Raw genomic sequence first — 25,931 nt, forward strand, 5'->3', positions numbered from 1 at the left:
TCGAACCGGCGACGAGAGGGGCGGCATGACCACCACCACCGCCCGGGTGGTCGTCCTGGCCGGTCCCAGCGGCGCCGGGAAGTCCCGGCTGGCGGCCCGGCTCCAGGGCGCGCACGGCTGGCCGATCGTGCGGCTGGACGACTTCTACCGGGACGAGGACGACCCGGCGATGCCGCGCAGCGAGGAGCTCGGCATCGTCGACTGGGACCACCCCGACTCCTGGAACCGGCAGGCCGCGGTCGACGCGCTGAGCACCCTCGTGGCGACGGGGGAGGTCCGGACCCCGGTCTACGACATCTCCCTGAGCCGGGCGGTCGACACCACGACCGTGCGGGCGGACCCCCACGACCTGGTCCTCGCCGAGGGCATCTTCGCGGCCGAGATCATCGCCGACCTGCGCGAGCGCGGCCTGCTCGCGGGCGCCTACTGCGTCCACCACCACCGGGTGGTCACCTTCGTCTGGCGCCTGCTGCGTGACCTGTCCGAGCACCGCAAGCCGCCCTGGACCCTGGTGCGCCGCGGCCTGGCGCTGATGCGCGACGAGCCGCGGGTCGTGGCCCGTCAGGAGTCCCTGGGCGCCGTCTCCGCGCGGGCCAAGGACCTCGAGCCGCTGCTGTCCGCCCTGGCCCGCTGACCCGCCGGCCGGGCGACCACCACGCCCCGGTATGCCGCGTGGCCACCGGCCGTCCGAGCCTCGCCCAATCTCGCGGCTCGGCACCCGGACGACACCTCCGTCGGTTAGGGTTCCAGCACGTCAGCGAGGGGGAGACTACGCACATGACCGACCCACAGTGGGTGGCTCCGGGCACCGGTGGCCCCGCGGAGCCGCAGGGCACCACGCCGGGTGTGCACCCGACACACCAGGCGGTGCCCACGGCACAGCCCCTGACCGCGCCCCAGCCGCCCCCTGGACCAGGGATGGCGACGCACGGGCAGCAGCCGTGGGGCGGGCACCCCGCGATGGAGTTCCGGCCCGGGATCATCCCGCTGCGCCCGCTCAACCTGGGCGACCTCTACGGAGCCGTCATCAAGGCGATCCGGGGCAACGTCGCCGCCACCATGGGACTGGCCTTCGTCACGACGTTGATCTTCCTCGTGCCGACCACCGCGCTCGGTGCCTGGGTGGCCTCGAAGGACTCCCTCGACATAGAGCTCGACCCGTCGTCGGCCTCCGACCCGGTGCCGCTGGCCGGCGCGCTCGGCTCCCTGGTCCCGTCCCTCGGCACGTCGGCCTCCGCCGTCCTGCTGACGGGGTTCGTCGCGTTCGTCATCAGCCAGGCCGTGATGGGGCGCAAGGTCACCGCCGGCCAGACCTGGGAGGGCACCCGAGCTCGGCTGCTGCCGCTCGTGGGGGCCACCCTCGTCACCGGCCTGGCCATCCTGCTGGCCCTCGCCGTCATCCTCGTGCTGCCGGTGATCGCGGTGGTCAGCGCGGCCACCTCCTACGACAACTCGGGGCTCGTCGGGGCGATCCTCTTCGCGGTCCTGGCCGGCCTCGTGGCCGTCCTGCTCGTGCTGTTCCTGTCCACCCGGCTGGCCTTCGTCGGGGTCGCCGTGGTCCTCGAGAAGGTCGGCGTGGGACAGGGTGTCGCGCGGTCGTGGCGACTCACCTCTGGGAGCCAGTTCTGGCGGGTCTTCGGCATCCGGCTGCTCACCAGCTTCATCGTGGGCCTCGCAGCCCAGATCGTCGCCTTCCCGCTGGGCCTGATCGGCGGGGTGGGCGCCGTCGCGACGGGAGACCCGGAGAACCTCTACGTCTTCCAGGCCATCGTGGCGGGCCTTACCGGGCTGCTCACCGGCGCCCTCACCACGCCGTTCACCGCCGGCGTCGACGCCCTGCTCTACGTCGACCAGCGGATCCGCCGGGAAGGTTTCGACGTCCAGCTGATCACCGCAGCCCAGGCTGACGCCGCCGGTCAGGCGCCGGGAGCCACCGCCGCGAGATGACCCCATCCTCCGTGTTCGCCGGGCCACCGCTCGACCCGAGCTCGCCCGAGGCCCGGCAGTGGGTGCTCGACGAGCTGGCCAAAGGGCGGTACACGACCGAGCCCTCGGTCTGGCAGCGGTTCGTCGAGTGGCTGCAGCACCTCCTCACCGGCCAGCCGGGGGCGGGGCTGATCCCCGCCTGGGGCGCCGCCCTCGTCGTGGTGGTGCTCCTCGCCGTCGTCGCGCTCGTGGTGGCCCGCCTGCTCAGGGCCGAGCCGTCGACCCGAGGCGGCCGCGCAGGCAAGGCGGTGCTCGACGACGAAGGGCTCAGCGCCGCCGACTACCGGGCCCGCGCCGCCGCGGCGAGGACCCGGGGCGACTGGGACGCCGTCCTGCTCGACAGCTACCGCGCCCTGGCCGCCTCCGCCGTGGAGCGCACCCTGCTGACCGACCTGCCCGGACGCACCGCCCACGAGGTCGCCCTCGCGCTCGAGCTGGTCTTTCCCGCCCACGCCGAGTCGCTGGCCGCGAGCGCGACGGAGTTCGACGCGGTCCGCTACGGTCACCGGCACACCACGCAGGCCCGGGCCGTGGCCGCCGCCGACCTCGACACCGCCCTGCTCGCGTCCCGCCCGACCCTCGGCCAGCTGGTCGGCCCGTGACCGACTCCGGCCCCGCCGCCACCTCGACGGCACCGACGGACGCGGTGACCGACCTGCCGGCCCGCGCCGGCCTCGCCACGCGGGTGCGCCGCCGGGTGGTGTGGGCCCTCGTGGTCGCGATCGGGGTGGCGGCCCTCGCAGCCATGGCCCTGTCCACCAGTGCTCCCGACCAGGTCCTCGACCCTGACGAGGCCGGACCCCAGGGCGGCAGGGTCCTCGTCCAGGTGCTGCGCGACCACGGGGTGGAGGTCGAGGTGGTCCGCTCCGTCGACGAGCTCCTCGACGTCGACCCCGGGCCGGGCACGACGGTGGTCGTGGGCAATCCCGCCCACCTCGGCAGCGACAGCACCGAGCTCCTGGGGGAAGCGACGTCCGAGGCCGACCGGCTCGTCCTGGTCGCGCCGACGGCGGAGCAGCTGGCCACGCTCGACCTGCCCCTCACCTCCAGCGACCTCGGCGCGCAGGTGACGGTCACGGCCGGCTGCCGCTCCACGGTCGCCCGCCCCGACGACACCGCGTCGGTGGTCGACACCCGCTTCGTGCCCGTCAACCGTGGCGGCGGTCCTGCGGCCACGCTCTGCTTCGCCCTGCCCAACCCGCGGGGCGACGACGAGGCCGCCCCTGCCGACTTCGGCTTCGGCGCCGCCCTGGCCACCGTGCCCGCTGGCGCCGAACACCCCGAGGTCGTCGCCGTGGGGGTCGGCAGTGGCCTCACCAACCGGTTCGTGGGCGAGGAGTCCCATGCCGGTCTGGCCGTCCGGGCGCTGGGCCACTCGCCGCGCCTCGTCTGGTACCAGCCGGGTATCGGCGACCTCGCGAGCGCGGGCGGGGCCGGTCTGTCCGCCTGGCCGGACTGGCTCACCCCGGCGGCGGTCATCCTCGGCACCGCGGTGGTCGTCCTCGCGTTCGTGCGCGGACGCCGGATGGGCGCACTGGTCACCGAGCCGCTGCCGGTCGTCGTCCGCGCGGTCGAGACCACCGAGAGCCGCGGGCGGATCTACCGCCGGGCCCGTGACCGGGGCCGCGCCGCGGCGGTGCTCCGGCTCGGCAGCACCGAGCGGCTCGCGCGACGGCTCGCGCTGCCGCCGCACGCCGTGGAGGCCGTGCAGGCTGCTGCCGCAGCCGCAGCCGGTATGCCGCCGACGCAGGTCGCGGCGCTGCTCGCCGGCCCGCCGCCCACCACCGATGTCGAGCTGCACACCCTGGCCAATGCCTTGGCCGACCTCGAGGAGAGAGTCCGTACGTCATGACCGACCAGCACGAGTTCCCGCCGCCAGCCCACCTCGACGCGCCCGCAGCGGGCGCGGCACCGGCCCCCGCCGTCACTCCCCCGTCGGCGGCGGCCGGTCCCCCCGCAGCCGCCCCGGACGCGCGAGCCGCCCTGCTCGCCGTGCGCGCCGAGGTGGCCAAGGCGGTCGTCGGGCAGGACGCCGCGGTCGCGGGCCTGCTGGTCGCCCTGCTGGCGCAGGGGCACATCCTGCTCGAGGGCGTGCCCGGCGTGGCGAAGACGCTGCTCGTGCGCAGCCTTGCCGCGGCCCTCGACGTCGAGACCAAGCGCGTGCAGTTCACCCCCGACCTGATGCCCGGCGACCTCACCGGCTCACTGGTCTACGACGCCGCGAACAGTGACTTCACCTTCCGCCCGGGCCCGGTCTTCACCAACCTGCTGCTGGCCGACGAGATCAACCGCACACCCCCCAAGACGCAGTCCGCCCTGCTGGAGGCGATGGAGGAGCGCCAGGTCAGCGTCGACGGCCGGGCCCACCCGCTCCCGCAGCCGTTCATGGTCGCTGCCACGCAGAACCCCGTCGAGTACGAAGGCACCTACCCGCTGCCGGAGGCGCAGCTCGACCGGTTCCTGCTCAAGGTCACCCTCCCCCTGCCGCCGCGCGAGGACGAGATCGCGGTCCTGCGTCGGCACGCCACCGGCTTCGACCCGCGCGACCTGCACTCGGCCGGGCTTCGTCCGGTCGCCTCGGTCGCCGACCTCGCCGCCGGCACCGAAGCGGTCCGCACCGTCGAGATCTCCGACGAGGTCACGGCATACATCGTGGACATCGCCCGGGCGACCCGGCACTCCCCGTCGCTCGCCCTCGGGGTGAGCCCCCGTGGTGCCACGGCGCTGATGGCGACGTCTCGCGCGTGGGCCTGGATCAACGGTCGCGGGTTCGTGACCCCCGACGACGTCAAGGCGCTCGCCCACGCCACCCTCGCGCACCGGCTCTCGCTGCGCCCGGAGGCCGAGCTCGAAGGCGTCAGCGTGACCGCCGTCCTCGAGAGCGCGCTCGGAGCGGTGCCGGTCCCGCGCTGATGTCCCTGACCTACCGCGCCGTCGCGCTGGCCCTCCTGGGGCTGGTGCCGGTCGCCGTGTGGCCGGAGGGGGACACGGTGCGGTGGGGGTGGGTCGTCATGGTGGTGCTCATCGGGCTCGACGTCCTGCTCGCGCCCTCGCCGCGCGGGCTGACCCTGACCCGCGAGGGGCCCGGCCAGGTGCGCCTCGGTGAGGACACCGCCACCTCGGTGCTGGCCACCAACAGCGGCCGGCGCAGGGTGCGCGGGGCGATCCGCGACGCGTGGCCGCCCTCGGCCGGAGCCGAGACCACCCGGCACCCCCTCGACCTCGCCGCTGGCGAGCGCGTGCGGATCACGACCGCCATGCACCCCACCCGCCGCGGCGACCGGGTCGCCCACCGGGTGACGGTCCGCTCGGCCGGGCCGCTGGGGCTGGCAGCGCGACAGCGCTCCTTCGAGGTGCCCGGACGGCTGCGGACCCTGCACCCGTTCCCGGCCCGCAAGCACCTGCCCAGCCGGCTGGCCGTGCTCCGCCAGCTCGACGGCCGGGCGGCGCTGCGCACCCGCGGACAGGGCACCGAGTTCGACAGCCTGCGTGACTACGTCGAGGGCGACGACGTCCGCAGCATCGACTGGCGTGCCACGGCTCGCCGCCAGCACCTCGTCGTGCGCACCTGGCAGCCGGAGCAGCACCGCCGGATCGTCATCGTCGTCGACACCTCGCGCACCTCCGCCGGCCGGGTCGACGACGCACCGCGACTCGACGCCGCCATGGACGCCGCCCTCCTCCTGACCGCCCTGGCCGGCCACGCCCGCGACCGCGTGCAGGTGCTCGCCGGTGACCGCGTGGTGCAGGCGCGGGTCGCCGGGGCCGACCGGGCCACCCTGCTGCACGACACCATCAGCACGCTCGCTCCGGTGGAGGCCAGGCTGGTCGAGGCCGACTGGGGTCTGCTGGCGACCGAGATCCAGCGGCTCGGCACGCAGCGGGCCCTCGTCGTGCTGCTCACGCCGCTCGAGTCCTCAGCCGTCGAGCAGGGGCTGGTGCCCGTCCTGCCGTCCCTCAGCGCTCACCACCGGGTCGTCGTCGCATCGGTCGCGGACCCGGCCGTCGGACGGATGCGCACGGCCCGCAGCACGGTGGCCGAGGTCTACGACGCGGCCGCCGCTGAGCGGACGACGGCGTTGCGCCGACGCACCGCCGCGGCCCTCGCCAACCTGGGCGTCGACGTGCTCGACGAGCCACCGGAGCTCCTACCGGTCCGGCTCGCCGACCACTACCTCATGCTGAAGCGGCAGGGACTGCTCTGACCCAGGCGGGTCTGACTCAGGCGGCGACGATCTCGAGGTCCCCGACGTCGCGGGCGTCGAGGTCGCCGGTCACGCCCGCGACGTGGGCGCGGCGGCCGACCACGAAGACGTAGGCCAGGAAGGTCGACTCGGCCACCACGCCGATCCCGATCCGCGCCCAGGTGGGCAGGTCGGACGGCGTGACGAAACCCTCGATCGTGCCGCTGACCAGCAGCACGGCCACCAGCCCCAGCGCGATGGCGACCGCGGTGCGACCCTCCGCGGCGAAGGCCTGCAAGCGCGTCCGCGGGCCGGGCTCGACCCACGACCAGAACAGCCGGAGGCCCACCGCGGCGGCGACGAACACGGCGGTGAGCTCGAGCAGCCCGTGCGGCAGGATCAGCCCGAAGAACAGGCTGGTGCGGTCGTTGGCCATCATCAGCGCGGCGATGACCCCGACGCTCTGCACGTTGCTGAACAGCACGTAGAGCACCGGCAGGCCCAGCACGCCGAGCGCGATGCACTGGGCCGCGACCCAGGCGTTGTTGACCCACACCAGGGTGGCGAACTCGTGGTGCGGGAACTCGCTGTAGTAGTGCTCGAAGTCGGTGCCGACGTAGGCGTTGATCTCGGCCGGGGTGAGCTGGCTGGTGTAGACCTCCGGGTGCCGGAGCGTCCAGGCCGCCACGAGCGCGATCACCAGCACGCTGGACAGCGCCGTCGTCACCCACCACCACCTGGTGCGGTAGAGCGCAGCCGGGAAGGTGCGGGTGAAGAAGCCGAGCAGGTCGGACCAGGTGGTGGTCTTGGTGGCCACCATGGTGACCCGCGCCCGGGTCAGCAGCATCGACAGGTACGAGACCACCGAGGGGTCGGGAGTGGCTGACCGGACCACCGACAGGTCGGTCGAGACCCGCTGGTAGAGGTCGAGCAGCTCGTCGCCCTCGGCGCCGGTCAGGCGACGTCGACTGGCCAGCTCCTCCAGGCGCCCCCAGTAGCGGCTGCGTGCGGCGACGTACGCATCCAGGTCCACGCCGCCACTCTATGCTTCGGCCATGAGCACGGGGGCCGGTTACCGCAGCTACGCGGGCGACGACATGGTGACCGGCGAGGGGGTCGCCGTCGAGCTGCCGATCGCCGGGGTGCCCTCGCGGGCGGCCTCGGGAGTCATCGACCTGCTCGTCGCCGCGGTGGTCCTGGTGCTGGGCGCGATCCTCGTCGGCATCGTCTTCGGCGGCACCTCGTCGGCGGTGGCCCGCACGGTGTCGATCCTGCTGGTGGTCGGGGTCACCGTCGCCCTCCCCGCCGTCGTGGAGACGCTCACCCGCGGGCGCACCCTGGGCAAGCTCGCCCTCGGCCTGCGCGTGGTGCGTGACGACGGCGGACCCATCACCGCGCGACACGCCCTCACCCGCGCCCTGGTGGGGTGGCCCGAGATCTACCTGCTCCTGGGCTCCGGTGCCCTGGTGGCGGCCCTGGTCAGCCCGCGGGCCAAGCGGCTCGGCGACATGGCGGCCGGCACCTACGTGGTGTCGCAACGGGCGTCACTGCGGCTGCTCCCGCCGCCGGTCATGCCGCCGCCCCTGGCCCAGTGGGCGGCCGGCGCCGACCTGGCCGCCCTCCCGCCCGGCCTGGCGATCGCCGTCCGGCAGTTCCTGGGGCGGGCACAGGGCCTCAACCCGGCCTCTCGCCACGAGCTCGGCCAGGCCCTGCTGCGCTCGGTGCTGCCGCACGTCTCGCCCCCGCCGCCGGTGGGCTTCCACGCCGAGCACGTGCTCGCTGCCGTCATCGCCGACCGTCGTCGCAGGGACGCCGAGCGGCTGGCCCGCGACGACCAGCGGCTCGCCCGGTTGCTGCCCCCGGACCAGTTCGCTCCCTGACGCGGACGCGCCTCAGTCCTGCTGGACCGGCTCCATCAGGGCCGCATAGCCGGGCTTGACGATGCCCTCGATGATGGCGAGGCGCTCGTCGAACGGGATGAACGCCGACTTCATGGCGTTGATCGTCACCCAGCGCAGGTCCTCGACCGTCCACCCGGCGTCCTGGACGAGCAGGCCCATCTCCCGCGACATCGAGGTGCCGCTCATGAGCCGGTTGTCGGTGTTGACCGTGACCCGGAAACGCAGTCGCTTGAGCAGCGAGATCGGGTGCAGCGCAACGGATTCCGCGGCCCCCGTCTGCACGTTGCTGCTGGGGCACATCTCGAGCGGGATGCGGGTGTCCCGCACGTATGCCGCGAGGCGGCCCAGGTGCACGTCGTCCAGGTCGGCGGCGACCGAGGCCGCGACGTCGTCGCCGAAGGCCTTGTCACCGACGGTGAGGTCGTCGACGATCCGGACACCGTGCCCGAGCCGGTCGGCGCCGCACCACTGGATCGCCTCCCAGATGCTCGGCAGGCCGAACGCCTCACCCGCGTGGATGGTGAAGTGGGCGTTCTCGCGACGGAGGTACTCGAACGCGTCGAGGTGCCGGGTGGGAGGGAACCCCGCCTCCGCCCCGGCGATGTCGAACCCCGCTACACCCTGGTCGCGGTAGCGGACCGCGAGCTCGGCGATCTCGGTGCTCTTGGCGGCGTGCCGCATGGCGGTCAGGAGCGCGGTCACCCGGATGGGGGTGCCCGCCTTGGCGGCCAGCTCCTCGCCCTCACGGAACCCGGCGTTGACGGCCTCGACGACGTCCTCGAGCACCAGCCCCTCGGAGATGTGCTGCTCCGGGGCATAGCGGCTCTCCGCGTAGACGACGCCGTCAGCCGCGAGGTCGAGCACGCACTCGCGAGCGACCCGGCGCAGGCCCTCGGTGGTCTGCATGACCGCCAGGGTGTGGTCGAAGGTCTCGAGGTAGCGCACCAGCGACCCGGAGTCCGCGCTGTCCCGGAACCACGCGCCGAGGCTGTCGGCGTCGGACGCCGGCAACCCGGCATACCCGACCTGGTCGGCGATCTCGATGATCGTCTGGGGGCGCAGCCCACCGTCGAGGTGGTCGTGCAGCAGCGCCTTGGGGGCGCGCAGGACCTGGTCCTCGAGGCCCGAGGTGTCGTCGTCGTCCTTGGACCCCTTGCGACCGAAGATCACGCGCCCTCCTCCTCGTCCCGGTTGACGGTCTCGGGGCTGAACGCCGGCAGGCACACGGCGACGTACTCGGCGCCCTCGGACCCGGTGGAGTAGCGGATCCGCTCGCCGGCGCGGGTCACGATGCTCTGGCCGGCCTCGACGCGGAGCTGACCGCCGTCGTGGTCGACCAGCACGGTGCCCGAGATCACCAGGGTGATCTCGTCGAAGTCCGGCGCCTGGAACGGCTCGGTCCAGGCGGCCGGCGCCTTCATGTGGGCCACCGAGACAGCCTCGCTGCCGGTGTTCACCCGGCCGACGTGCTCGTCGATGATCTTGCCGCCGGGGACGGGGATGGTCGTGGGGGTCGCGATGAGCTCAGGCACCAGGCCAGCCTAGTGCCGCCTCTCCACCCGGGCCTGGCGCCCGCGAGGCCAGCCTCGGAAAGGCGGTTGACCAGTGCGAACGGTCGTGCTTTTATTGGCTGGTGAGCAAAGGCGACGAGACCCGCGACTCGGTGCTTCGCGTGGCGCTGGCGCAGTCGAGCCGGGTGGGCCTGCGCGGCATCACCATCGGCGGCCTGGCCGAGGCCATGGAGATGTCCAAGAGCGGTCTCTTCGCGCACTTCGGGTCGAAGGAGGGGCTGCAGACCGCCGTGATGGACTACGCGGCCGACGCCTTCACCCAGCTCGTCATCCGGCCAGCCCTCAAGGAGCCCCGGGGCGAGCCCCGCCTGCGCACGCTGTTCGACCGGTGGCTCGGCTGGGGCGGCTACGCCGACTACGCCCTGCCCGGCGGGTGCATCTTCATCTCGGTGGCCAGCGAGTACGACGACGAGCCCGAGGGCCCGGTCCGCACCAAGGTCGTGCAGATCGAGCGGGACCTGCTCGACACCATCGAGACGATCGTCCGCGGCGGCGTGACCGAGGGTCAGTTCCGCGAGTCGACCGACGCGGCAGCCTTCGCCCACGACCTGCTCGCCATCATGCTCGGGTACGCCTTCTCGGCGCGCCTGCTCCACGACCCGGCCGCCGCGGCTCGGGCCCAGGACGCCTTCGACCGCCTGCTCGACCACATCCGCAGCTGAGCACCCACCCACAGAATCCCGGAAACGCAGAGAGGTCCAGACATGTCCGTTCAAAAAAGCACGATCGATCGTTTCGTGACGCTCCCCCAACCCGCTACCGCCTTCACTCCTGAGGTCACCCAGCCGACGGTCGACGCAGCGGTTCCGGCCACGGGTCTCCCGGGCTCGCCCGCCCTGCGGAGGGTGTTCGCCCAGCTCGAGCGACGGTCCCCCGCGCTCGGCGGGCTGCTGGCCGAGCGCCTCTGGTTCCGGCTGCCGGCGAGCCCGGCCGCAGCGGTGCGGGCGGCCCGGACCCCGGCCGGCGGTGAGCCCTTCGCCGTGCAGTGGGCCCACGGCACCGTGCGCGGACGGGTGTACGGCGACTGGGGCAACCCCACGGCATACCTCGTGCACGGGTGGGGCGGCTGGTGGCAGCAGCTCGGCGCCCACGTCCAGCCGCTGGTCGACCGCGGCCTGTGCGTGGTCGCGTTCGACGCGCCGAGCCACGGCGACTCCGGACCCGGGGTGCACGGGGGTCGCTCGACGACGTTCCTGGAGATGGCCGAGGGACTGGCCGCGGTCGTCGCCGAGTTCGGCCGCCCCACGCTCGTCGTGGCGCACTCTGCCGGAAGCCTTGCCGCGGTGCACGCGCTCGGGCTGGGCGTGCAGCCCGACTCGCTCGTGCTCGTCGCGCCACCGGACGGCGTCGAGGCGATGCTGCCCGTCTTCTCGGCGGCGCTGGGGGTCGGCCCCCGGTCCCAGCAGGTGATGGTGCGTCGCGCCGAGCGGCGGGTGGGCACACCGGTGGCCGAGCTCGACCTGCTCACCATGGCGGCCCGTCGCCCGTCCCTGCCCCACCTGCTCGTCGTCCACGACCGCAGCGACCAGGAGGCGCCGTTCGCCGCGGGCGTGCGGATCACCGATGCGTGGCACGACGCCCGGCTGATGGCGACCGAGGGTCGCGGTCACCGCCGGGTGCTGTGGAGTCCCGAGGTCGTCGAACGGGTGGCGGCCTTCGCGGCCGCGGCCGCCGACCGCGTCAGGCGATCTTCTCGATGACCAACGGCAGCAGGTCGGGTCGCGAGCCCTCGGGGGCGATCGTGAAGGCGCCCTCCAGTGACTCCATGGCTCGGTCGAACCGGTCCGGCGTGTCGGTGTGCAGGGTCAGCAGCTTCTCGCCGGCCCGGACCGTGGCTCCCGGCTTGTAGTGCATCTCCACGCCGGCCCCGGCCTGCACCGGGTCCACCTTGCGGGCCCGGCCGGCACCCAGCCGCCACGCGGCGACCCCGACCTTGAGGGCGTCGAGCTGGGTGAGGACCCCGTCGGCGGGGGCCAGGATGTCCTGGCTCTCCCTGGCCACCGGCAGGGTCGCGTCCGGGTCTCCGCCCTGGGCGCGGATCATCGCCGTCCACGCGTCCATGGCGCGACCGTCCTTGAGGGCGTCGGCCGGATCGACGTCCTCACGACCCGCGCACGCGAGCATCTCGCGGGCCAGTGCCAGGGTCAGCTCGACCACGTCCTCGGGTCCGCCGCCGGCCAGCACCTCGACCGACTCGCGCACCTCGAGGGCGTTGCCTGCGGTCAGGCCGAGCGGCACCTGCATGTTGGTCAACATCGCCACGGTCTTCACGCCGGCGTCGGTGCCGAGGTCGACCATCGTGCGGGCCAGCTCGCGGGCGTCGTCGACGTTCTTCATGAACGCGCCGCTGCCCACCTTGACGTCGAGCACCAGTGCGCCGGTCCCCTCGGCGATCTTCTTGCTCATGATCGAGGAGGCGATCAACGGGATCGCCTCGACGGTGCCGGTCACGTCACGCAGGGCGTAGAGCTTCTTGTCCGCCGGGGCCAGGCCGTCACCCGCGGCACAGATGACCGCACCGACGTCCTCGAGCTGCTGCATCATCGCCTCGTTACTCATCGCCGCCCGCCAGCCCGGGATCGACTCGAGCTTGTCGAGGGTGCCGCCGGTGTGGCCGAGGCCGCGCCCTGACAGCTGCGGCACGGCGACGCCGCACGCCGCGACGAGGGGCGCCAGCGGCAGGGTGATCTTGTCGCCCACGCCGCCGGTCGAGTGCTTGTCGGCCGTCGGGCGGGACAGCCCGGAGAAGTCCATCCGCTCACCGCTGGCGATCATCGCGCCGGTCCAGCGGGAGATCTCCCGGCGGTTCATGCCGTTCAGCAGGATGGCCATCGCGAGGCTCGACATCTGCTCGTCGGCCACGGCACCGCGCGTGTAGGCGTCGATGACCCAGTCGATCTGCGCATCGGACAGCTCGCCCTTGCCCCGCTTGGCGATGATGACGTCGACGGCATCGAAGGCTTCACTCATGGGGCCATCGTGTCAGACCGGCGACGGCCCCGACCATCCGCGCGGGCGTCCCACGTCCGCCCCGGACTGGACGCGGCCAATTGGCCGAGTTCGACGTCACGAGGCGCAAAGAGCCCACAGAACCGGGCGATTGGCCGAGTTTCTCGGGGGGCGCCGAGCCTCTCGGGGACGCCGAGTCCTTCGGGGAGGGCGGCGCGCGGGGTCAGGCGGGGTGGCGCGCCGCGGTCAGGTTGTCGGGGCCGAACGCCTGGGGCAGCACCTCACGCATCGGCAGCACGCCCTCGGGGGTGAGCAGCAGGCACTCGGGGCCGCCGTTCTCCCAGAGCAGCTGGCGGCAGCGCCCGCACGGCATCAGCGGCTGCCCGTCACCACCCACGCACGAGACCGCGACGAGCGTGCCGCCACCGGTCGCGTGCAGCTCGGAGACCATGCCGCACTCGGCACACAGCCCGACGCCGTAGGCGGCGTTCTCGACGTTGCACCCCACGACGACCCGACCGTCGTCGACGATCCCGGCGACCCCGACGGGGAAGTTCGAGTACGGCGCGTAGGCCTTGCCCATGATCTCGATCGCCTTGGCGCGCAAGGCGTCCCAGTCCACGTCCTCCGGAGCAGGAGGTGCGGTATGCCGCGCGGCCAGCTCCGCGGCATACCCCTCCGTCCCTGGGTCAGGGCACACCTAGTGCCCCTCGCCCTTGCGGTAGATCTGGCCGTCGGCCGCGGGCATCCGCAGTCGCTGGGAGGCGAAGGCGAGGACCAGCAACGTGGTGACGTAGGGGGTGGTGCCGGTGAGCTCGGCGGGCACGGCGTCAACGGCGAAGTACCACCAGCCGACGAGGACGCCGACGACGATCGCGAGACCGCCCTGGACGACCCGCTGGTTGCGGACGATCTGCCAGACGCCGATGGCCACGAGCAGGACCGCGAACAGCAGCAGGAACGCGTGCACCGTGGCGCCACCGCGGAGCTGGACCGCGTCGGTGTAGCCGAACAGCGCGGCGCCGGTGAGCAGCCCGCCGGGACGCCAGTTGCCGAAGATCATGGCGGCGAGACCGATGTAGCCACGGCCACCGGTCTGGCCGTCGCGGTAGATGTTGGCGGCGACGAGGGCGAGGAACCCGCCACCGAGACCAGCCAGGCCACCGGACACGACCACGGCGAGGAACTTGTAGCGCAGCACGTTGACGCCGAGCGACTCCGCCGCGACCGGGGACTCACCCACGGACCGCAGCCGCAGCCCGAACGCGGAGCGCCACAGCACCCACCAGGTCGCGACGAAGAGCAGCACCGCGATGATCGTGAGGATCGAGACGTCGGTGCACAGGGCCCGCAGGACCGCGGCGACGTCGCTGACGAAGAACCAGTCCTTCTTCTCGATCGTGCCGAGCCCGTCGGACACCCCGGGGATGGTGAAGTCCGGGAGCGAGTCGATCGGGGGCGACTGGGTCGGTCCACCACCGGGCAGCCCGTTGAAGAACCGGGCGGCGAGGTACTTGGCGACGCCGAGGCCGATGATGTTGATCGCGACACCCGAGACGATGTGGTCGACCCCGAAGCTGACGGTGGCGACGGCGTGGATCAGCCCACCGAGCATCCCCATGACGATCGCGCCGAGGGCGCCCGCCCACGGGCCCATGTGGTAGCCGAAGAACCCGGCTCCCCAGGTGCCGAGGATCATCATGCCCTCGAGCCCGATGTTGACCACACCGGCGCGCTCCGACCAGAGACCACCGAGACCGGCGAGGCCGATCGGCACGGCGAGGCCGATGGCGGCCGCGAGGGCACCGGACGAGGCGATGTCGTCGGCGCCGGTCACCAGGCGCAGCACCGAGATCACGGCGATCGCGCCGATGGCCACGATGGACCACTCGCGCAGGCCGAACCGGCGGCGCTTCGGGCGGTCGGCGACGGCCTGGGTGCCGACCTCGAGTCCGGTGGCGCTCATGCCGGGGCTCCTTCCGTGGCGGGGGCGGCTTGCCGCTGTGCCGCCAGCTCGCGCGCGACCCTGGTCTGCTCGATCCGCTTGTCGGCCCGGCGGATCAGCTCGTAGGCGATGACGACGGCGAAGAGGATGACGCCCTGGATGATGTTGACGAGCTCCTGGGCCACGTCGGCCTGGATCTGCAGCGCGTTGGACTGCACGTCGAGGAACGCCCACAGCAGCGCGGCGAAGCCGATGCCGACCGCGTTGTTGCGCCCCAGCAGGGCGATCGCGATGCCGGCGAAGCCGAGTCCCGACTGGAACGTCGTGCCGTAGTTGTGGTCCTGTCCGAACAGCAGCGGCATGCCCACGAGCCCCGCGAGCGCGCCGGACGCGATCATCGCGGTCATCACCATGCGGGGCACGTTGACGCCGCTCGCGACGGCGGCGCTCTCGGACCGGCCGGTGGCGCGCAGGTCGAAGCCGAACCGGGTCTTGCTGAGCACGAACCAGTAGAGGAAGCCGACGAGGACTGCGAGGATCAGCAGCGTGTAGACCCGGTTGGTCGCCCCCGGGATCAGCTTGAACCCCTCCAGCTGGGAGGACTCGGGGATCGTCTTGGTCTCGATGCTGTTGGAGCCCTCTCCGCGGCTGGACACCTTGAGCAGGAGCCAGCTCACCACGCCGGTGGCGATGGCGTTCAGCATGATCGTCGAGATCACCTCGGAGACGCCACGCTTCACCTTGAGGTATGCCGCGATGCTGGCCCACAGCCCACCGGCCACCATCGCGACGAGGATGGCGACGAGGATGTTGAGCCACCCGGGGAGCCAGGCCTGGCCGGCGAAGATGGCCGCAGCGAAGGCTGCCACGCGGTACTGGCCGTCGACCCCGATGTTGAAGAGGTTCATCCGGAAGCCCACCGCGACCGCGATGGCCGAGAGGTAGAAGACCGACGCGGCGTTGATGATGTTGACGGTCTGGCGGGGCTTGGGCACCGCGAGGATGGTCTTCCAGACGTCGCCCACCGGGTCGCCCACGGCGACGAGGACCAGCGAGGTCACGATGAACGCAACGACGAGCGCCAGCACGGGGGCGGCCAGGCTCATCAGGATGCGACGCACGTTGAGCGACTTCACCGCGACTCCTCCTTCTCGCCGGCGCCCGTCATGGCGGCACCGAGGTCCTCTGCCGTGACGTCGTCGGGGTCGAAGTCACCCGAGAGCCTGCCTCGCAGGATGACGCGGATCGTGTCGGACAAGCCGATCAGCTCCTCGAGGTCTGCGGAGATCAGGAGCACGGCCAGGCCCTCGCGACGGGCGGCCCTGATGTGGTCCCAGATGCTCGACTGGGCGCCGACGTCGACCCCCCGGGTGGGGTGGGCGGCGATGAGCACCTTGGGCTTGTGGCTCATCTCGCGGCCGATGATGAGCTTCTGCTGGTTGCCGCCGGAGAGCGAGCCGGCGGTCACGAAGATCGAGGGGGTGCGGACGTCGTAGTCCTTGACGATCCGCTCGGTGTCGGCCTTCGCGGCGGCCGCGTCGATGAGCTGGCCCTTCACGTTGGGGGACTCGGTCTGGTGGCCCAGCATCCGGTTCTCCCACAGCGGGGCCTCGAGGAGCAGCGCGTGGCGGTGCCGGTCCTCGGGGATGTAGCCGACCCCGGCCTCACGGATCTCGCGCACGTGCCAGTCGGAGATGTCGGTGTCGCCGAGGAACACCTCGCCGGCGCTCGGCTCGCGCATCCCCATGATCACCTCGACGAGCTCGGCCTGCCCGTTGCCCTCGACCCCCGCGATCCCGAGCACCTCGCCGGCGTGGATCGTCAGCGAGATGTCGTCGAGGACCGGGCGGCCGGTGCCACCGCCGAGGGTGATGCCCTCGAGCCGGAGCAGCACCCGGTCGGTGACCGTGGACTCCTCGGTCGTGGGTGACGGGAGCTCGGAGCCGACCATCAGCTCGGCGAGCTGACGGGCGTTGACCGCCTTGGGGTCGACCGTGTCGATGGTGGTGCCGCGGCGGATCACCGTGATCGAGTCGGCGACCTTGAGCACCTCGTCGAGCTTGTGGGAGATGAACAGGACGGTGAGGCCCTCGTCCTTCAGCTCGGCCAGCTGGTCGAACAGCTCGTCGACCTCCTGGGGCACGAGGACGGCGGTCGGCTCGTCGAGGATGAGGGTCCGCGCCCCGCGGAACAGCACCTTGAGGATCTCGATCCGCTGGCGGGCGCCCACGCCGAGGTCGGCGACGAGCGCGTCGGGGTCGACGTCGAGCTTGTAGGCGTCGGAGATCCGCTTGATCTCGCGGCGCGCGCCGTCACCGATGCCGTGCAGCTTCTCGGCGCCGAGGACGACGTTCTCGAGGACGGTGAGGTTGTCGGCCAGCATGAAGTGCTGGAAGACCATGCCGATCCCCGCCGCGATGGCGTCCGACGGCGAGTGGAGGTTGACGACCTGCCCGTTGACCTTGATGGTGCCCTCGTCCGGGCGCTGCACGCCATAGAGGATCTTCATCAGGGTGGACTTGCCGGCGCCGTTCTCCCCGACGATCGCGTGGACCGTGCCACGTCGCACCGAGAAGGTGATGTCCTTGTTGGCGACCACACCCGGGAACCGCTTGGTGATCCCCTCCAGCTCGACGGCCGGGGCACCACCTTCCGAGGTCGAGGTCGGGGTCAGCGCTGGGGAGGCGGTGATGGCTCACACTCCTGGTCCGGGCCCGCGGCATCGCGGGCGGGTGGCGCAAACTGGGGCGCATCCGACAGCGGTGGCCGCCGGGTGCGGTGGGCGATCAGACAAGCACACGGCCCGGGTCTGACGCTACCGCGCCGCCCGGGCCGTGTGTTGCCCACTTGCCCTACAAGGGGGGTTGATCAGGGGGTGACTGGCACCTTGATCTCGCCGGAGACGATCTTGGCCTTGTAGTCGTCGAGCTTGGACTTGATGTCGTCGATCTGACCACCGGTCGTGGAGTAGTCCACACCGCCGGCCTTCAGGTCGTAGATGTTGTTGCCCGTGAGCTCCTTGCCCTCGGACGCCGACTTGATGAAGTCGTACACCGCGACGTCGACCTTCTTGATCATCGAGGTCATGATCACCGAGCGCACCGCCTCGGGGGCCGTGAGGGCCTGGTCCGAGTCGACACCGATCGCGAGCTTGCCGGCCGCCTTGGCCGCCGTGAAGACGCCACCACCCGAGCCGCCGGCGGCGTGGTAGACCACGTCGGCGCCCTTCTGGTACATGCCGTCAGCCGCGGTCTTGCCCTTGGCCGGGTCACCGAAGCCGCTGAAGTCCGGCGGCTGGGTGAGGTACTGCGAGTCGATCTTGATGGCCGGGTTGACGGCCTTCGCACCGGCGATGTAGCCAGCCTCGAACTTCTTGATGAGCGGGACGTTGACGCCACCGACGAAGCCGATGTGGCCCGTCTTGGACTTCAGGGCAGCCGCCGCACCGACGAGGAAGGAGCCCTCGTTCTCGGCGAAGGTGATCTGGTCGACGTTCGCGCCCTTGGAGTCGTCCGACGCGTCGTCGACGATGGCGAAGTGGACCTCGGGGTTGTCCTTGGCGGCCTTGCCGACCGACTTGGCGTAGGCGAACCCGACCGCGACGACGTGGGTGTAGCCGGCGTCGATGAGCTGCTGGAGGCGCTCCTCGCGGGCTGCTTCGTTCTCGCCGTTGACCGCGGCGGCTTCCTTGGTGTCCACGCCGAGCTCGGACTTGGCCTTGTCCAGACCCGCCGCAGCGGAGTCGTTGAAGGACTGGTCACCACGACCACCGACGTCGTAGGCCATGCCGACCTTGACGTCGCTCTTCTTGGTCGTGCTCGAGCTGGAACTGCTGGACCCCGAGCCGTTGCCCGAGTCACCACATGCGGCGAGGGTCAGTGCTGCCACCGACATCACCGCTGCAACCTTCATCGTGTGACGCAAGGCTGTCTCCTGTTCTTTGGTATGCACGAGGCGCTCTGGTGCGCCACTAGGCCGTGAGGATAGCCCGACGAATCGACAGGTTGGTCAGCCTTGACGGTGTTGGGGCACAAACCGTTACCGATCCGCGACTGTCCCTCATACAGCTGCAGGAGCACCCGCGCGGGTCTTGACCACACCAGCCACGACCGCCCCGGCGAGCAGCCTCGCCCCCTGGACGACCGAGCCGTCGTCGACCACGAGGTCGCCCTGGTGCAGGTCGTAGGTGGGGCCACCGGGGGTGCGGGTGCCGAGCCGCGCCATCGCGCCCGGCACCTGGCGCAGGTACCACGCGAAGTCCTCGCCGCCGAGGGACTGGGGCGTGCCGACGGCCACCAGCCCGGCACCCTCGGCAGCGGCCCGGAGGACCTCGATCGCCTCGGGGTCGTTGACCACGGGCGGCACTCCCTGGACGTGCTCGAGGACTGCCGTCACGGCATACGGGGCGACGACGTGCTCGACCGCCTCGGCGAGGAGGGGTCCGATCGTGGTCCAGGCCTTCGCGTCGAGCATCCGCAGGGTGCCGGCGATGGCGCCGCTGGACGGGATGACGTTGGCCGCCTGGCCGGCGTGCACCTCGCCCCAGACCAGCGCGAACGCGGTGCGCGGGTCGAGTCGTCGGGAGAGCACGGCGGGGAGCTCGGTCACCACCTTGGCCAGGGCGAAGGTGAGGTCCTCGGTCAGGTGGGGACGCGAGGTGTGGCCCCCGCGACCGCTCAGGTGGACGCTGACCCGGTCGGCGGCCGCGGTGATGGCGCCGTCACGCAGGCCCACGGAGCCGACGTCGAGGCTGGGGTCGCAGTGCACGGCGAAGATGGCGTCGACCCCGTCGAGCGCACCCTCGGCCAGCAGGTCGACGGCGCCGCCGGGGATGACCTCCTCGGCGGGCTGGAAGAGCAGTCGCACGCCGATGCCGCGCTCGCGCAGGGCTTCCTCGTGCTGCTTGAGGGCGAGTCCCGCGCCGAGCATGGCGGCCACGTGGACATCGTGTCCGCAGGCGTGGCAGATGCCTTCGGTGGTCGAGGCCCAGGGCAGTCCCGTGCGCTCCCCCACCGGCAGGGCGTCGAGGTCGGCGCGCAGTGCCACCCGGTAGGCCGGCTGCTCGGCTCCGAGGTCGGCGACCAGGCCGCTGACGGGCAGGGTGCGGTGGGTGATCCCGGCCGCGGCGAGTCGGCGAGCGACCGCTGCCGTCGTGCGGGCCTCACCCCGGGACAGCTCGGGGTGGGCGTGCACGTCGTGCTGGAGGTCGAGAAGCTCCGGGGCGAGCGCGTCGATGCTGGCGCACAGCGCCATCAGGAGGTTGTCGGTCATGTCAGCGCGCACTCTACTCGCGCGAACTCGACGCCCCGGCCAGGTCAGAAGGTCTCACGCGGGACGTAGAGGCCCCAGACGTCGCGCAGCGCGTGGCTGACCTCGCCGCCGGTGGCCCGCAGCCGCAGCGCCTCGCGCATCGGGTAGAGCAGGTTGTCGGTGCCCCTCGCCGCCTCGCGGACCGCCTCGAGGGCCGCCTCGACGGCGGCGTTGTCGCGCTCGGCCCGCAGCGCGGCGAGCCGCTCGCGCTGGTCGTGCTCGATCTGCGGGTCGACGCGCAGCGGCTCGTAGGGCTCCTCCTCGTCGAGGGCGAACCGGTTGAGGCCGACGACGGTGCGCTCCTTGCTGTCGATCTCGAGGGCGATGCGGTAGGCCGAGCGCTCGATCTCGGACTTCTGGAAGCCCTGCTCGATCGCGGCGACCGCTCCCCCGCGGTCCTCGACGGCCTGGATGAGGTCGAGCGCGGAGGTAGGCCGAGCGCTCGATCTCGGACTTCTGGAAGCCCTGCTCGATCGCGGCGACCGCTCCCCCGCGGTCCTCGACGGCCTGGATGAGGTCGAGCGCGGCGGCCTCGACGTCGTCGGTCATCGACTCGACGACGTAGGAGCCGGCGAACGGGTCGACGGTCTTGGTCACGTCGGTCTCGTAGGCGATCACCTGCTGGGTGCGCAGGGCGAGGCGGGCGGCCTTCTGCGTCGGCAGGGCGATCGCCTCGTCGAACGAGTTGGTGTGCAGCGACTGGGTGCCGCCGAGCACCGCGCCGAGGCCCTGGAGGGCCACCCGGACCAGGTTGACCTCGGGCTGCTGGGCGGTCAGCTGGACCCCGGCGGTCTGGGTGTGGAACCGCAGCATCTGGCTCTTGGGGTTCTTCGCGCCGAACTCGTCACGCATGACCCGCGCCCAGATCCGCCGGGCGGCACGGAACTTCGCAACCTCCTCCAGCAACGTCGTCCGCGCCACGAAGAAGAAGGAGAGGCGCGGCGCGAAGTCGTCGACGTCGAGCCCGGCAGCCTGGGCCGCGCGCACGTACTCCTTGGCGTTGGCGAGCGTGAAGGCGATCTCCTGCGCGGGCGTCGCCCCGGCCTCGGCCATGTGGTAGCCGCTGATGGAGATGGTGTTCCAGCGCGGCAGTTCCTTGTGGCAGTAGGCGAAGATGTCGCTGATCAGCCGCAGCGACTCCTTCGGCGGGTAGATGTAGGTGCCGCGGGCGATGTACTCCTTGAGCACGTCGTTCTGGATCGTCCCGGCCAGCCGGGACGCGTCCGCGCCGTTCTCCTCGGCCACCAGCTGGTACATCAGCAGCAGCGTCGCGGCGGGGGCGTTGATGGTCATCGACGTCGACAGGTCACCGAGCGGCAGGCCACCGAAGAGCGTCCGCATGTCGTCGATCGAGTCGATCGCGACCCCGACCTTGCCGACCTCGCCGCTGGCGATGGCCTCGTCGGAGTCGTAGCCCATCTGGGTCGGCAGGTCGAAGGCCACCGAGAGCCCGCCGGTGCCGTTGGCCACGAGCTCGTGGTAGCGCTCGTTCGACTCCTTGGCGGTGCCGAACCCGGCGTACTGCCGCATCGTCCACGGGCGTCCCGTGTACATGTTCGGGTAGACGCCCCGCGTGTAGGGGAACTGCCCGGGGTGACCGAGCTGGGAGTCCGCGTCGAAGCCCTCGAGGTCGCCCGCGGCATACACGGCCTTGATCGGGAGGTCGGACTCGGAGCGTGCTTCGGGGACATCGGCGGCCATGCCGCCCACGATAGTGAGCCGGTATGCCGTGTGGTCGCCGCTCGTGGCCCACCTCACCGTGGCCTCGGTCACCCCACCCCGCCACCCAGCCCCCGCCCCCTCCCAGCTTTATCGGGTCAAGGAGGAAGGTTGACCCTCACCCCACTTCGGAAGTCGAGTGAAGGTCAAGGTTCTTGCCAGACCCGATAAAGGTGTGGCGCTCAGTAGCCGAGCTCGGCCCGGCGCTTGTCCCACCGCTCGGAGAGCTGGTGCATCTCCTCGGTCACGAACTCGAGGAACGCCACGCTCAGCGCCAGCCGGTCGCCGGCCGTCGTGCCCCGACCGCCGACCTGGTCGACGCCTTCGCTGAGCGACTGGGTGAGGGGGGCGTAGATGTTGGCCGAGTTCATCATCATGTCGTGCCAGGCGTCGTCGGCGACGACGTAGACGTCGCGCCGGGTCCCCTGCTCGCGCTCCCGGTGGATCATCCGCATCTGCTGCAGCGAGCGCACCGCACCGGACACGGACGCCGGGCTGACCGCGAGCACCTCCCCGATCTCGGCCGCCGTCATCCGCCCGTCGTCGTCGGCCAGCAACGCGGCGAACACGCGCGCCGGCAGCCGCTGCATCCCGGCCGCGGTGAGCGCCGACCCGAAGCGCTCGACGAAGCGCGAGGGGTCGGCAGCAGGAGTGGGCGTCATGAGGGAAGTTTAGATCATTCAGAGTTTTCTGAAAACAGTGTATGGTCGGAGTCATGGCTCCTGTCATCGAGGCCGTCGGCCTCACCAAGAAGTTCGGCACCACGACCGCCCTCGACGGTCTCGACCTGACCGTCCACGAGGGCGAGGTCCACGGCTTCCTCGGGCCCAACGGCGCCGGGAAGTCCACCACCATCCGCGTCCTCCTCGGGCTGCTGCGCACCGACGGCGGCACGGTGACCCTGCTCGGCCGGGACCCCTGGGCGGACGCCACCGAGCTGCACCGCCAGCTCGCCTACGTGCCCGGCGACGTCGTGCTCTGGCCCAACCTCACCGGCGGCGAGGTCATCGACCTGCTCGGCCGGCTGCGGGGAGGCATCGACGAGGGCCGTCGCGCGGAGCTGCTCGAGGCCTTCGAGCTCGACCCCACGAAGAAGGGTCGCTCCTACTCCAAGGGCAACCGGCAGAAGGTCGCCCTCGTCGCGGCGTTCGCCTCCGACGTGCCGCTGCTCGTCCTCGACGAGCCCACCTCCGGCCTCGACCCGTTGATGGAGAAGGTGTTCCAGGAGCACCTGGCCCGGGTCCGCGCCGAAGGCCGCACCGTCCTGCTCTCGAGCCACATCCTGTCCGAGGTGGAGACCGCCGCCGACCGGGTGAGCATCGTGCGCGCCGGTCGGATCGTCGACTCCGGCACGCTCGCCGACCTGCGCCACCTCACCCGCACGAGCATCTCCGCGTCCCTCGCGCGGCCGCTCGCAGGGTCGGAGGCGGGCGGTTGGCCCGGGGTCGACTCCGCGCGGGAGGACCGCGACCGGATCGTGCTGTCCGTCGAGACCAGCGCGGTCGGCGACGTGCTCCAGCGCCTCGGTGCGCACGGCATCGAGGCACTGACCTGCCAGCCGCCGACCCTGGAGGAGCTGTTCCTCTCGCAGTACCGCGACACCCTCACCGACCCGGCCCCGCGGGAGGAGGTCCCGGCATGACGTCGCTCGCCGGCACCGGCACCCTCCTGCGACTGGCCTGGCGGCGCGACCGGTGGATCGTCGTCGCCAGCGTGCTCGCGCTCGTGGCCACGGCCTACGGCTCGATGGCCGCCACCCTCGACCTCTACCCCAGCGACGCCGCGGCAGCGAGTGGCGCCTCCGCGATGGTCGACAACCCGTCGCTGACCGCACTCTACGGACCGCTCCCGTCAGCGACGGTGGCCGGGATCGGCGTGCTCAAGACCGTGATGATGGGCAGCCTGGCCACCGCGTTCCTCGCCTTCGCGCTGGTCCGCCGGCACACCCGCAGCGAGGAGGAGGACGGCCGCCTCGAGCTCCTCGCCGCCGGGGTGGTCGGGCGACGCGCGCCCCTTGCCGCAGCCTTCGCGCTCGCGAGCCTGACCGTCCTCGCCACCGGCCTGCTGTCCGCGCTGAGCCTGCTCGCCACCGGCGTCGACGCGGTGGGGTCGTTCGCGCTCGGCGCGGTCGAGGTCGTGGCCGGCCTGGTCATGACCGGTGTCACCGCGGTCGCCGTCCAGCTGACCTCGACCACGCGGGGCGCCGGCGGCATCGCGATCGGAGTGCTGGGGCTGGCCTTCGTCATCCGGGCCACCGCCGACACCGCCACCGGCGCAGGCCAGGACCTTGCGTGGCTGTCGTTCCTGGGCTGGGCCGAGAAGGTCAGCCCCTATGGCGCCAACCGGCTGTGGCTCGTGGTCCCGGCCGTGGTCGCCACCGCCCTGCTGCTCGCCGTCGCCGACGCCCTGCTGCACCGCCGCGACCTGGGCTCGGGGCTGTGGGCCGCCCGCCCGGGACCGGCGCGGGGTGCCGCCCGGCTGGGGACGCCCTACGGGCTCGCCTGGCGGCTGCAGCGCGGCTCGCTGCTCGGGTGGACCATCGGGTATGCCGTGCTCGGCCTGGTCATCGGCAACATCGCCTCGTCGGTGGACCAGATCGCCGACAGCCCCGACGTCGAGGAGATGCTCCGAAAGATGAGTGGCGGACAGGGCTCCCTCCTCGACGCCTTCTTCGGCACCGAGCTGCGCTTCCTCGCGGTGGGGGCAGCGGCCTACGGCATCGCGACCGCGCTACGGCTGCGGTCGGAGGAGAACGCCGGGCGCGGCGAGATCGTCCTGGCCACCCCGGTCAGCCGCTGGCGCTGGCTCGCCAGCCACCTCGTGATCGCGGGCGCCGGGTCCGTGTGGCTGCTCGCCGTGGTGGGCGTCGCCGCAGGTGTCGCCGCAGGATCGGTGAGTACGACGGGCGTCGCCGAGCTGCTGCCTGCGGCGCTCGCCACGGCACCTGCCGTGCTGGTCTGCGTCGGCCTCACGCTGCTGCTGTTCGGCCTGGTCCCGCGGCTCTCGACTGCTGCGTGGGCGGTGCTGGCGGAGTTCGTGGTGCTGGGCGAGTTCGGCGCGCTGCTGTCACTGCCGGGCTGGGCCCTCGGGCTGTCGCCGTTCGACCACCTCGGGAGCCTGCCCGGCGGTGACCCGAACGCAGCCGGGCTCGTGGGGCTGCTGGTCGTGGCCGCGCTGGTGGCCGCCGTCGGTGCCACCGCGTTCCGGCGCCGCGACCTCGCCACCTGAACGGGCCGGTCAGAGCAGGTCGGTGCGGCCCTCGGCCCGGAGGGCGTCGACGACCGCCTTGACGTCCTGGGCGCGGTCGCGCGACATCACCAGGAGCGCGTCCGGGGTGTCGACCACGACCACGTCGTCGAGCCCGACGACCGCCACCACGCGGTCACCCCCGGGGACGACGACCCCGCTCGCGTCGACCACCCGCACGGCGGAGGCGTCACCGAGGACCCGCACCCCCGGCATACCGTCGGCGTCGGGGAGCAGGGCACCCAGCGAGCTGAAGTCGCCCACGTCGTCCCAGCCGAACCCACCGGGCACCACGGCAACCCGGCCCTCGGCGGCCGCCGGCTCGGCGACCGCGTGGTCGATCGCGATCTTCTCGAGGCCGGGCCACACGTCGGCCAGCCGCGACGGGTCGGCCGCGAGCGCCCGCAGGCCGGTCGCGAGCTCGGGGTGCCACTGCGCCAGCAGGTCGAGCAGCACGGTCGCCTTGACGACGAACATCCCGGCGTTCCAGCGGAACCGGCCGGTGGCGAGGTACTCCTCGGCCCGGGCCCGGTCCGGCTTCTCCACGAACTGGGTCACGGCATGGGCGGAGCCCGACCCCAGTGCATCGCCCAGCTCGATGTAGCCGAACCCGGTCGCCGGGTGGGTCGGCTCGATGCCGATCGTCACGACGTACCCCAGCTCGGCGGCGGCCACCGCCTCGGCGACACAGGCCCGGAAGGCGTCCTCGTCGCCGATCACGTGGTCGGCCGCGAACGACCCGAGCACGGCCGACGGGTCGCGGGCCTCGAGCACCGCCGCGGCCCAGCCGATCGCGGCCATCGAGTCGCGTGGGGCCGGCTCGGCGAGCAGCTGGTCGGCGGGCAGGTCCGGCAGCTGGTCGGCGACGGCAGCACGGTGGGCGACGCCGGTGACGACCAGCACACGCGGCCCGGTCAACGGGGTCAACCGGTCCCAGGTCGACTGCAGCAGCGAGCGCCCGGTGCCGGTGAGGTCGCGCAGGAACTTGGGCGAGCTGGCCCGCGACAGCGGCCAGAGCCTGGTGCCCGCCCCGCCGGCCGGGACCACCGCCCAGAAGTGGTCGGTCCGTGGTGCAGCCTCCGTGGTCGCCGGCGATGACATGGCCGGAACGCTAGCCCAC

24 protein-coding genes and 1 pseudogene are annotated in these 25,931 nt (G+C 72.3%); 11 read left to right on the forward strand and 14 right to left on the reverse strand.

Annotated elements, in window-relative coordinates; genetic code table 11:
• Nucleotides 1–25: 25 nt before the first annotated feature.
• From ASG91_RS12280 to ASG91_RS12305, 6 genes are all read left to right on the forward strand, one after another.
• On the forward strand, nt 26–634 hold the full coding sequence (locus ASG91_RS12280; RefSeq protein WP_056922923.1) for a uridine kinase: 609 nt from the start codon (nt 26–28) through the stop codon (nt 632–634).
• A 143-nt stretch (nt 635–777) separates the two neighbouring features.
• Nucleotides 778–1,947: a hypothetical protein gene (locus tag ASG91_RS12285; RefSeq protein WP_157606329.1), complete on the forward strand. Its 1,170-nt coding sequence runs from the start codon at nt 778–780 to the stop codon at nt 1,945–1,947.
• Entirely contained in the window at nt 1,944–2,588 is a 645-nt protein-coding gene (locus ASG91_RS12290; protein ID WP_157606330.1) for a DUF4129 domain-containing protein, read from the forward strand. The genes ASG91_RS12285 and ASG91_RS12290 overlap by 4 nt, the downstream gene beginning before the upstream one ends.
• A complete protein-coding gene (locus ASG91_RS12295) occupies nt 2,585–3,838 on the forward strand; it encodes a DUF4350 domain-containing protein (RefSeq protein WP_056922926.1) in 1,254 nt (417 codons plus the stop codon). Before ASG91_RS12290 ends, ASG91_RS12295 begins: the two co-directional genes overlap by 4 nt.
• Nucleotides 3,835–4,899 (forward strand): MoxR family ATPase, encoded by a 1,065-nt coding sequence (locus tag ASG91_RS12300; RefSeq protein ID WP_082594137.1) that lies wholly within the window; start codon nt 3,835–3,837, stop codon nt 4,897–4,899. The genes ASG91_RS12295 and ASG91_RS12300 overlap by 4 nt, the downstream gene beginning before the upstream one ends.
• Nucleotides 4,899–6,191: a DUF58 domain-containing protein gene (locus ASG91_RS12305; RefSeq protein WP_056922927.1), complete on the forward strand. Its 1,293-nt coding sequence runs from the start codon at nt 4,899–4,901 to the stop codon at nt 6,189–6,191. The genes ASG91_RS12300 and ASG91_RS12305 overlap by 1 nt, the downstream gene beginning before the upstream one ends.
• 16 nt (nt 6,192–6,207) lie before the next feature.
• Here ASG91_RS12305 and ASG91_RS12310 read toward each other — a convergent pair whose 3' ends face one another.
• The gene (locus tag ASG91_RS12310) at nt 6,208–7,203 is read right to left on the reverse strand and encodes a stage II sporulation protein M (RefSeq protein ID WP_056922928.1); all 996 of its coding nucleotides are present in this window, start codon (nt 7,201–7,203) and stop codon (nt 6,208–6,210) included.
• A gap of 22 nt (nt 7,204–7,225) precedes the next feature.
• Between ASG91_RS12310 and ASG91_RS12315 the strand changes: the two genes are divergently transcribed.
• Nucleotides 7,226–8,050 (forward strand): RDD family protein, encoded by an 825-nt coding sequence (locus ASG91_RS12315; protein WP_082592356.1) that lies wholly within the window; start codon nt 7,226–7,228, stop codon nt 8,048–8,050.
• A gap of 12 nt (nt 8,051–8,062) precedes the next feature.
• Here the strand turns inward: ASG91_RS12315 and ASG91_RS12320 are convergent, their stop codons facing one another.
• Both ASG91_RS12320 and ASG91_RS12325 read right to left on the reverse strand, forming a co-directional pair.
• Nucleotides 8,063–9,241, reverse strand: a complete 1,179-nt coding sequence (locus ASG91_RS12320) for an adenosine deaminase (protein WP_371262048.1) — start codon at nt 9,239–9,241, stop codon at nt 8,063–8,065.
• Nucleotides 9,238–9,603, reverse strand: a complete 366-nt coding sequence (locus ASG91_RS12325; protein ID WP_056922929.1) for a cupin domain-containing protein — start codon at nt 9,601–9,603, stop codon at nt 9,238–9,240. The genes ASG91_RS12320 and ASG91_RS12325 overlap by 4 nt, the downstream gene beginning before the upstream one ends.
• Nucleotides 9,604–9,704: 101 nt before the next feature.
• On the opposite strand from ASG91_RS12325, the gene ASG91_RS12330 reads away from it, so the two are divergent.
• Nucleotides 9,705–10,304 carry a TetR/AcrR family transcriptional regulator gene (locus ASG91_RS12330; RefSeq protein WP_056922930.1) on the forward strand — a complete coding sequence of 200 codons (600 nt, stop codon included), beginning with the start codon at nt 9,705–9,707 and terminating at the stop codon, nt 10,302–10,304.
• A gap of 75 nt (nt 10,305–10,379) precedes the next feature.
• A complete protein-coding gene (locus tag ASG91_RS12335; protein ID WP_056922931.1) occupies nt 10,380–11,342 on the forward strand; it encodes an alpha/beta hydrolase in 963 nt (320 codons plus the stop codon).
• On the opposite strand, the gene ASG91_RS12340 is transcribed toward ASG91_RS12335, so the two are convergent.
• The 10 genes and pseudogenes from ASG91_RS12340 to ASG91_RS12380 form a co-directional block, all read right to left on the reverse strand.
• A complete protein-coding gene (locus tag ASG91_RS12340) occupies nt 11,323–12,612 on the reverse strand; it encodes a thymidine phosphorylase (RefSeq protein WP_056922932.1) in 1,290 nt (429 codons plus the stop codon). The genes ASG91_RS12335 and ASG91_RS12340 overlap by 20 nt on opposite strands.
• A 202-nt stretch (nt 12,613–12,814) precedes the next feature.
• The gene (locus ASG91_RS12345) at nt 12,815–13,213 is read right to left on the reverse strand and encodes a cytidine deaminase (RefSeq protein WP_256363727.1); all 399 of its coding nucleotides are present in this window, start codon (nt 13,211–13,213) and stop codon (nt 12,815–12,817) included.
• A 78-nt stretch (nt 13,214–13,291) separates the two neighbouring features.
• Entirely contained in the window at nt 13,292–14,557 is a 1,266-nt protein-coding gene (locus ASG91_RS12350; protein WP_056922933.1) for an ABC transporter permease, read from the reverse strand.
• Nucleotides 14,554–15,672 (reverse strand): ABC transporter permease, encoded by a 1,119-nt coding sequence (locus ASG91_RS12355; RefSeq protein ID WP_200961294.1) that lies wholly within the window; start codon nt 15,670–15,672, stop codon nt 14,554–14,556. The genes ASG91_RS12350 and ASG91_RS12355 overlap by 4 nt, the downstream gene beginning before the upstream one ends.
• Nucleotides 15,669–17,135 (reverse strand): ABC transporter ATP-binding protein, encoded by a 1,467-nt coding sequence (locus tag ASG91_RS12360; protein ID WP_235545591.1) that lies wholly within the window; start codon nt 17,133–17,135, stop codon nt 15,669–15,671. Before ASG91_RS12360 ends, ASG91_RS12355 begins: the two co-directional genes overlap by 4 nt.
• Nucleotides 17,136–17,404: 269 nt before the next feature.
• On the reverse strand, nt 17,405–18,448 hold the full coding sequence (locus tag ASG91_RS12365; protein WP_157581749.1) for a BMP family protein: 1,044 nt from the start codon (nt 18,446–18,448) through the stop codon (nt 17,405–17,407).
• 147 nt (nt 18,449–18,595) lie between these two features.
• The gene (locus ASG91_RS12370; protein ID WP_056922936.1) at nt 18,596–19,807 is read right to left on the reverse strand and encodes an amidohydrolase; all 1,212 of its coding nucleotides are present in this window, start codon (nt 19,805–19,807) and stop codon (nt 18,596–18,598) included.
• 44 nt (nt 19,808–19,851) lie between these two features.
• Nucleotides 19,852–20,259, reverse strand: coding sequence for a methylmalonyl-CoA mutase family protein (locus tag ASG91_RS21235; protein ID WP_371262053.1), 408 nt, complete (start codon nt 20,257–20,259; stop codon nt 19,852–19,854).
• 67 nt (nt 20,260–20,326) lie between these two features.
• Nucleotides 20,327–21,547, reverse strand: a pseudogene (locus tag ASG91_RS12375) (methylmalonyl-CoA mutase); the annotation flags it as partial.
• A 200-nt stretch (nt 21,548–21,747) separates the two neighbouring features.
• Complete coding sequence (locus ASG91_RS12380; protein WP_056922937.1) at nt 21,748–22,227, reverse strand: GbsR/MarR family transcriptional regulator; 480 nt, start codon at nt 22,225–22,227, stop codon at nt 21,748–21,750.
• A gap of 53 nt (nt 22,228–22,280) precedes the next feature.
• Between ASG91_RS12380 and ASG91_RS12385 the strand changes: the two genes are divergently transcribed.
• Both ASG91_RS12385 and ASG91_RS12390 read left to right on the forward strand, forming a co-directional pair.
• Entirely contained in the window at nt 22,281–23,207 is a 927-nt protein-coding gene (locus tag ASG91_RS12385) for an ABC transporter ATP-binding protein (RefSeq protein ID WP_056922938.1), read from the forward strand.
• Nucleotides 23,204–24,793: an ABC transporter permease gene (locus tag ASG91_RS12390; RefSeq protein WP_056922939.1), complete on the forward strand. Its 1,590-nt coding sequence runs from the start codon at nt 23,204–23,206 to the stop codon at nt 24,791–24,793. The genes ASG91_RS12385 and ASG91_RS12390 overlap by 4 nt, the downstream gene beginning before the upstream one ends.
• Before the next feature lie 9 nt (nt 24,794–24,802).
• Here the strand turns inward: ASG91_RS12390 and ASG91_RS12395 are convergent, their stop codons facing one another.
• Nucleotides 24,803–25,912 (reverse strand): mannose-1-phosphate guanylyltransferase, encoded by a 1,110-nt coding sequence (locus ASG91_RS12395; RefSeq protein WP_056922940.1) that lies wholly within the window; start codon nt 25,910–25,912, stop codon nt 24,803–24,805.
• Between the last annotated feature and the right edge of the window lie 19 nt (nt 25,913–25,931).

The organism is Phycicoccus sp. Soil802 (assembly GCF_001429605.1).
GTDB lineage: Bacteria > Actinomycetota > Actinomycetes > Actinomycetales > Dermatophilaceae > Pedococcus.

Coding starts and splice junctions, on each gene's coding strand:
- ASG91_RS12280 (WP_056922923.1), top strand. CDS start 26: ATGACCACCACCACCGCCCGGGTGGTCGTCCTGGCCGGTCCCAGCGGC.
- ASG91_RS12285 (WP_157606329.1), top strand. CDS start 778: ATGACCGACCCACAGTGGGTGGCTCCGGGCACCGGTGGCCCCGCGGAG.
- ASG91_RS12290 (WP_157606330.1), top strand. CDS start 1,944: ATGACCCCATCCTCCGTGTTCGCCGGGCCACCGCTCGACCCGAGCTCG.
- ASG91_RS12300 (WP_082594137.1), top strand. CDS start 3,835: ATGACCGACCAGCACGAGTTCCCGCCGCCAGCCCACCTCGACGCGCCC.
- ASG91_RS12305 (WP_056922927.1), top strand. CDS start 4,899: ATGTCCCTGACCTACCGCGCCGTCGCGCTGGCCCTCCTGGGGCTGGTG.
- ASG91_RS12315 (WP_082592356.1), top strand. CDS start 7,226: ATGAGCACGGGGGCCGGTTACCGCAGCTACGCGGGCGACGACATGGTG.
- ASG91_RS12340 (WP_056922932.1), bottom strand. CDS start 12,612: ATGAGTGAAGCCTTCGATGCCGTCGACGTCATCATCGCCAAGCGGGGC.
- ASG91_RS12350 (WP_056922933.1), bottom strand. CDS start 14,557: ATGAGCGCCACCGGACTCGAGGTCGGCACCCAGGCCGTCGCCGACCGC.
- ASG91_RS12365 (WP_157581749.1), bottom strand. CDS start 18,448: ATGAAGGTTGCAGCGGTGATGTCGGTGGCAGCACTGACCCTCGCCGCA.
- ASG91_RS12370 (WP_056922936.1), bottom strand. CDS start 19,807: ATGACCGACAACCTCCTGATGGCGCTGTGCGCCAGCATCGACGCGCTC.
- ASG91_RS12380 (WP_056922937.1), bottom strand. CDS start 22,227: ATGACGCCCACTCCTGCTGCCGACCCCTCGCGCTTCGTCGAGCGCTTC.
- ASG91_RS12385 (WP_056922938.1), top strand. CDS start 22,281: ATGGCTCCTGTCATCGAGGCCGTCGGCCTCACCAAGAAGTTCGGCACC.
- ASG91_RS12390 (WP_056922939.1), top strand. CDS start 23,204: ATGACGTCGCTCGCCGGCACCGGCACCCTCCTGCGACTGGCCTGGCGG.
- ASG91_RS12395 (WP_056922940.1), bottom strand. CDS start 25,912: ATGTCATCGCCGGCGACCACGGAGGCTGCACCACGGACCGACCACTTC.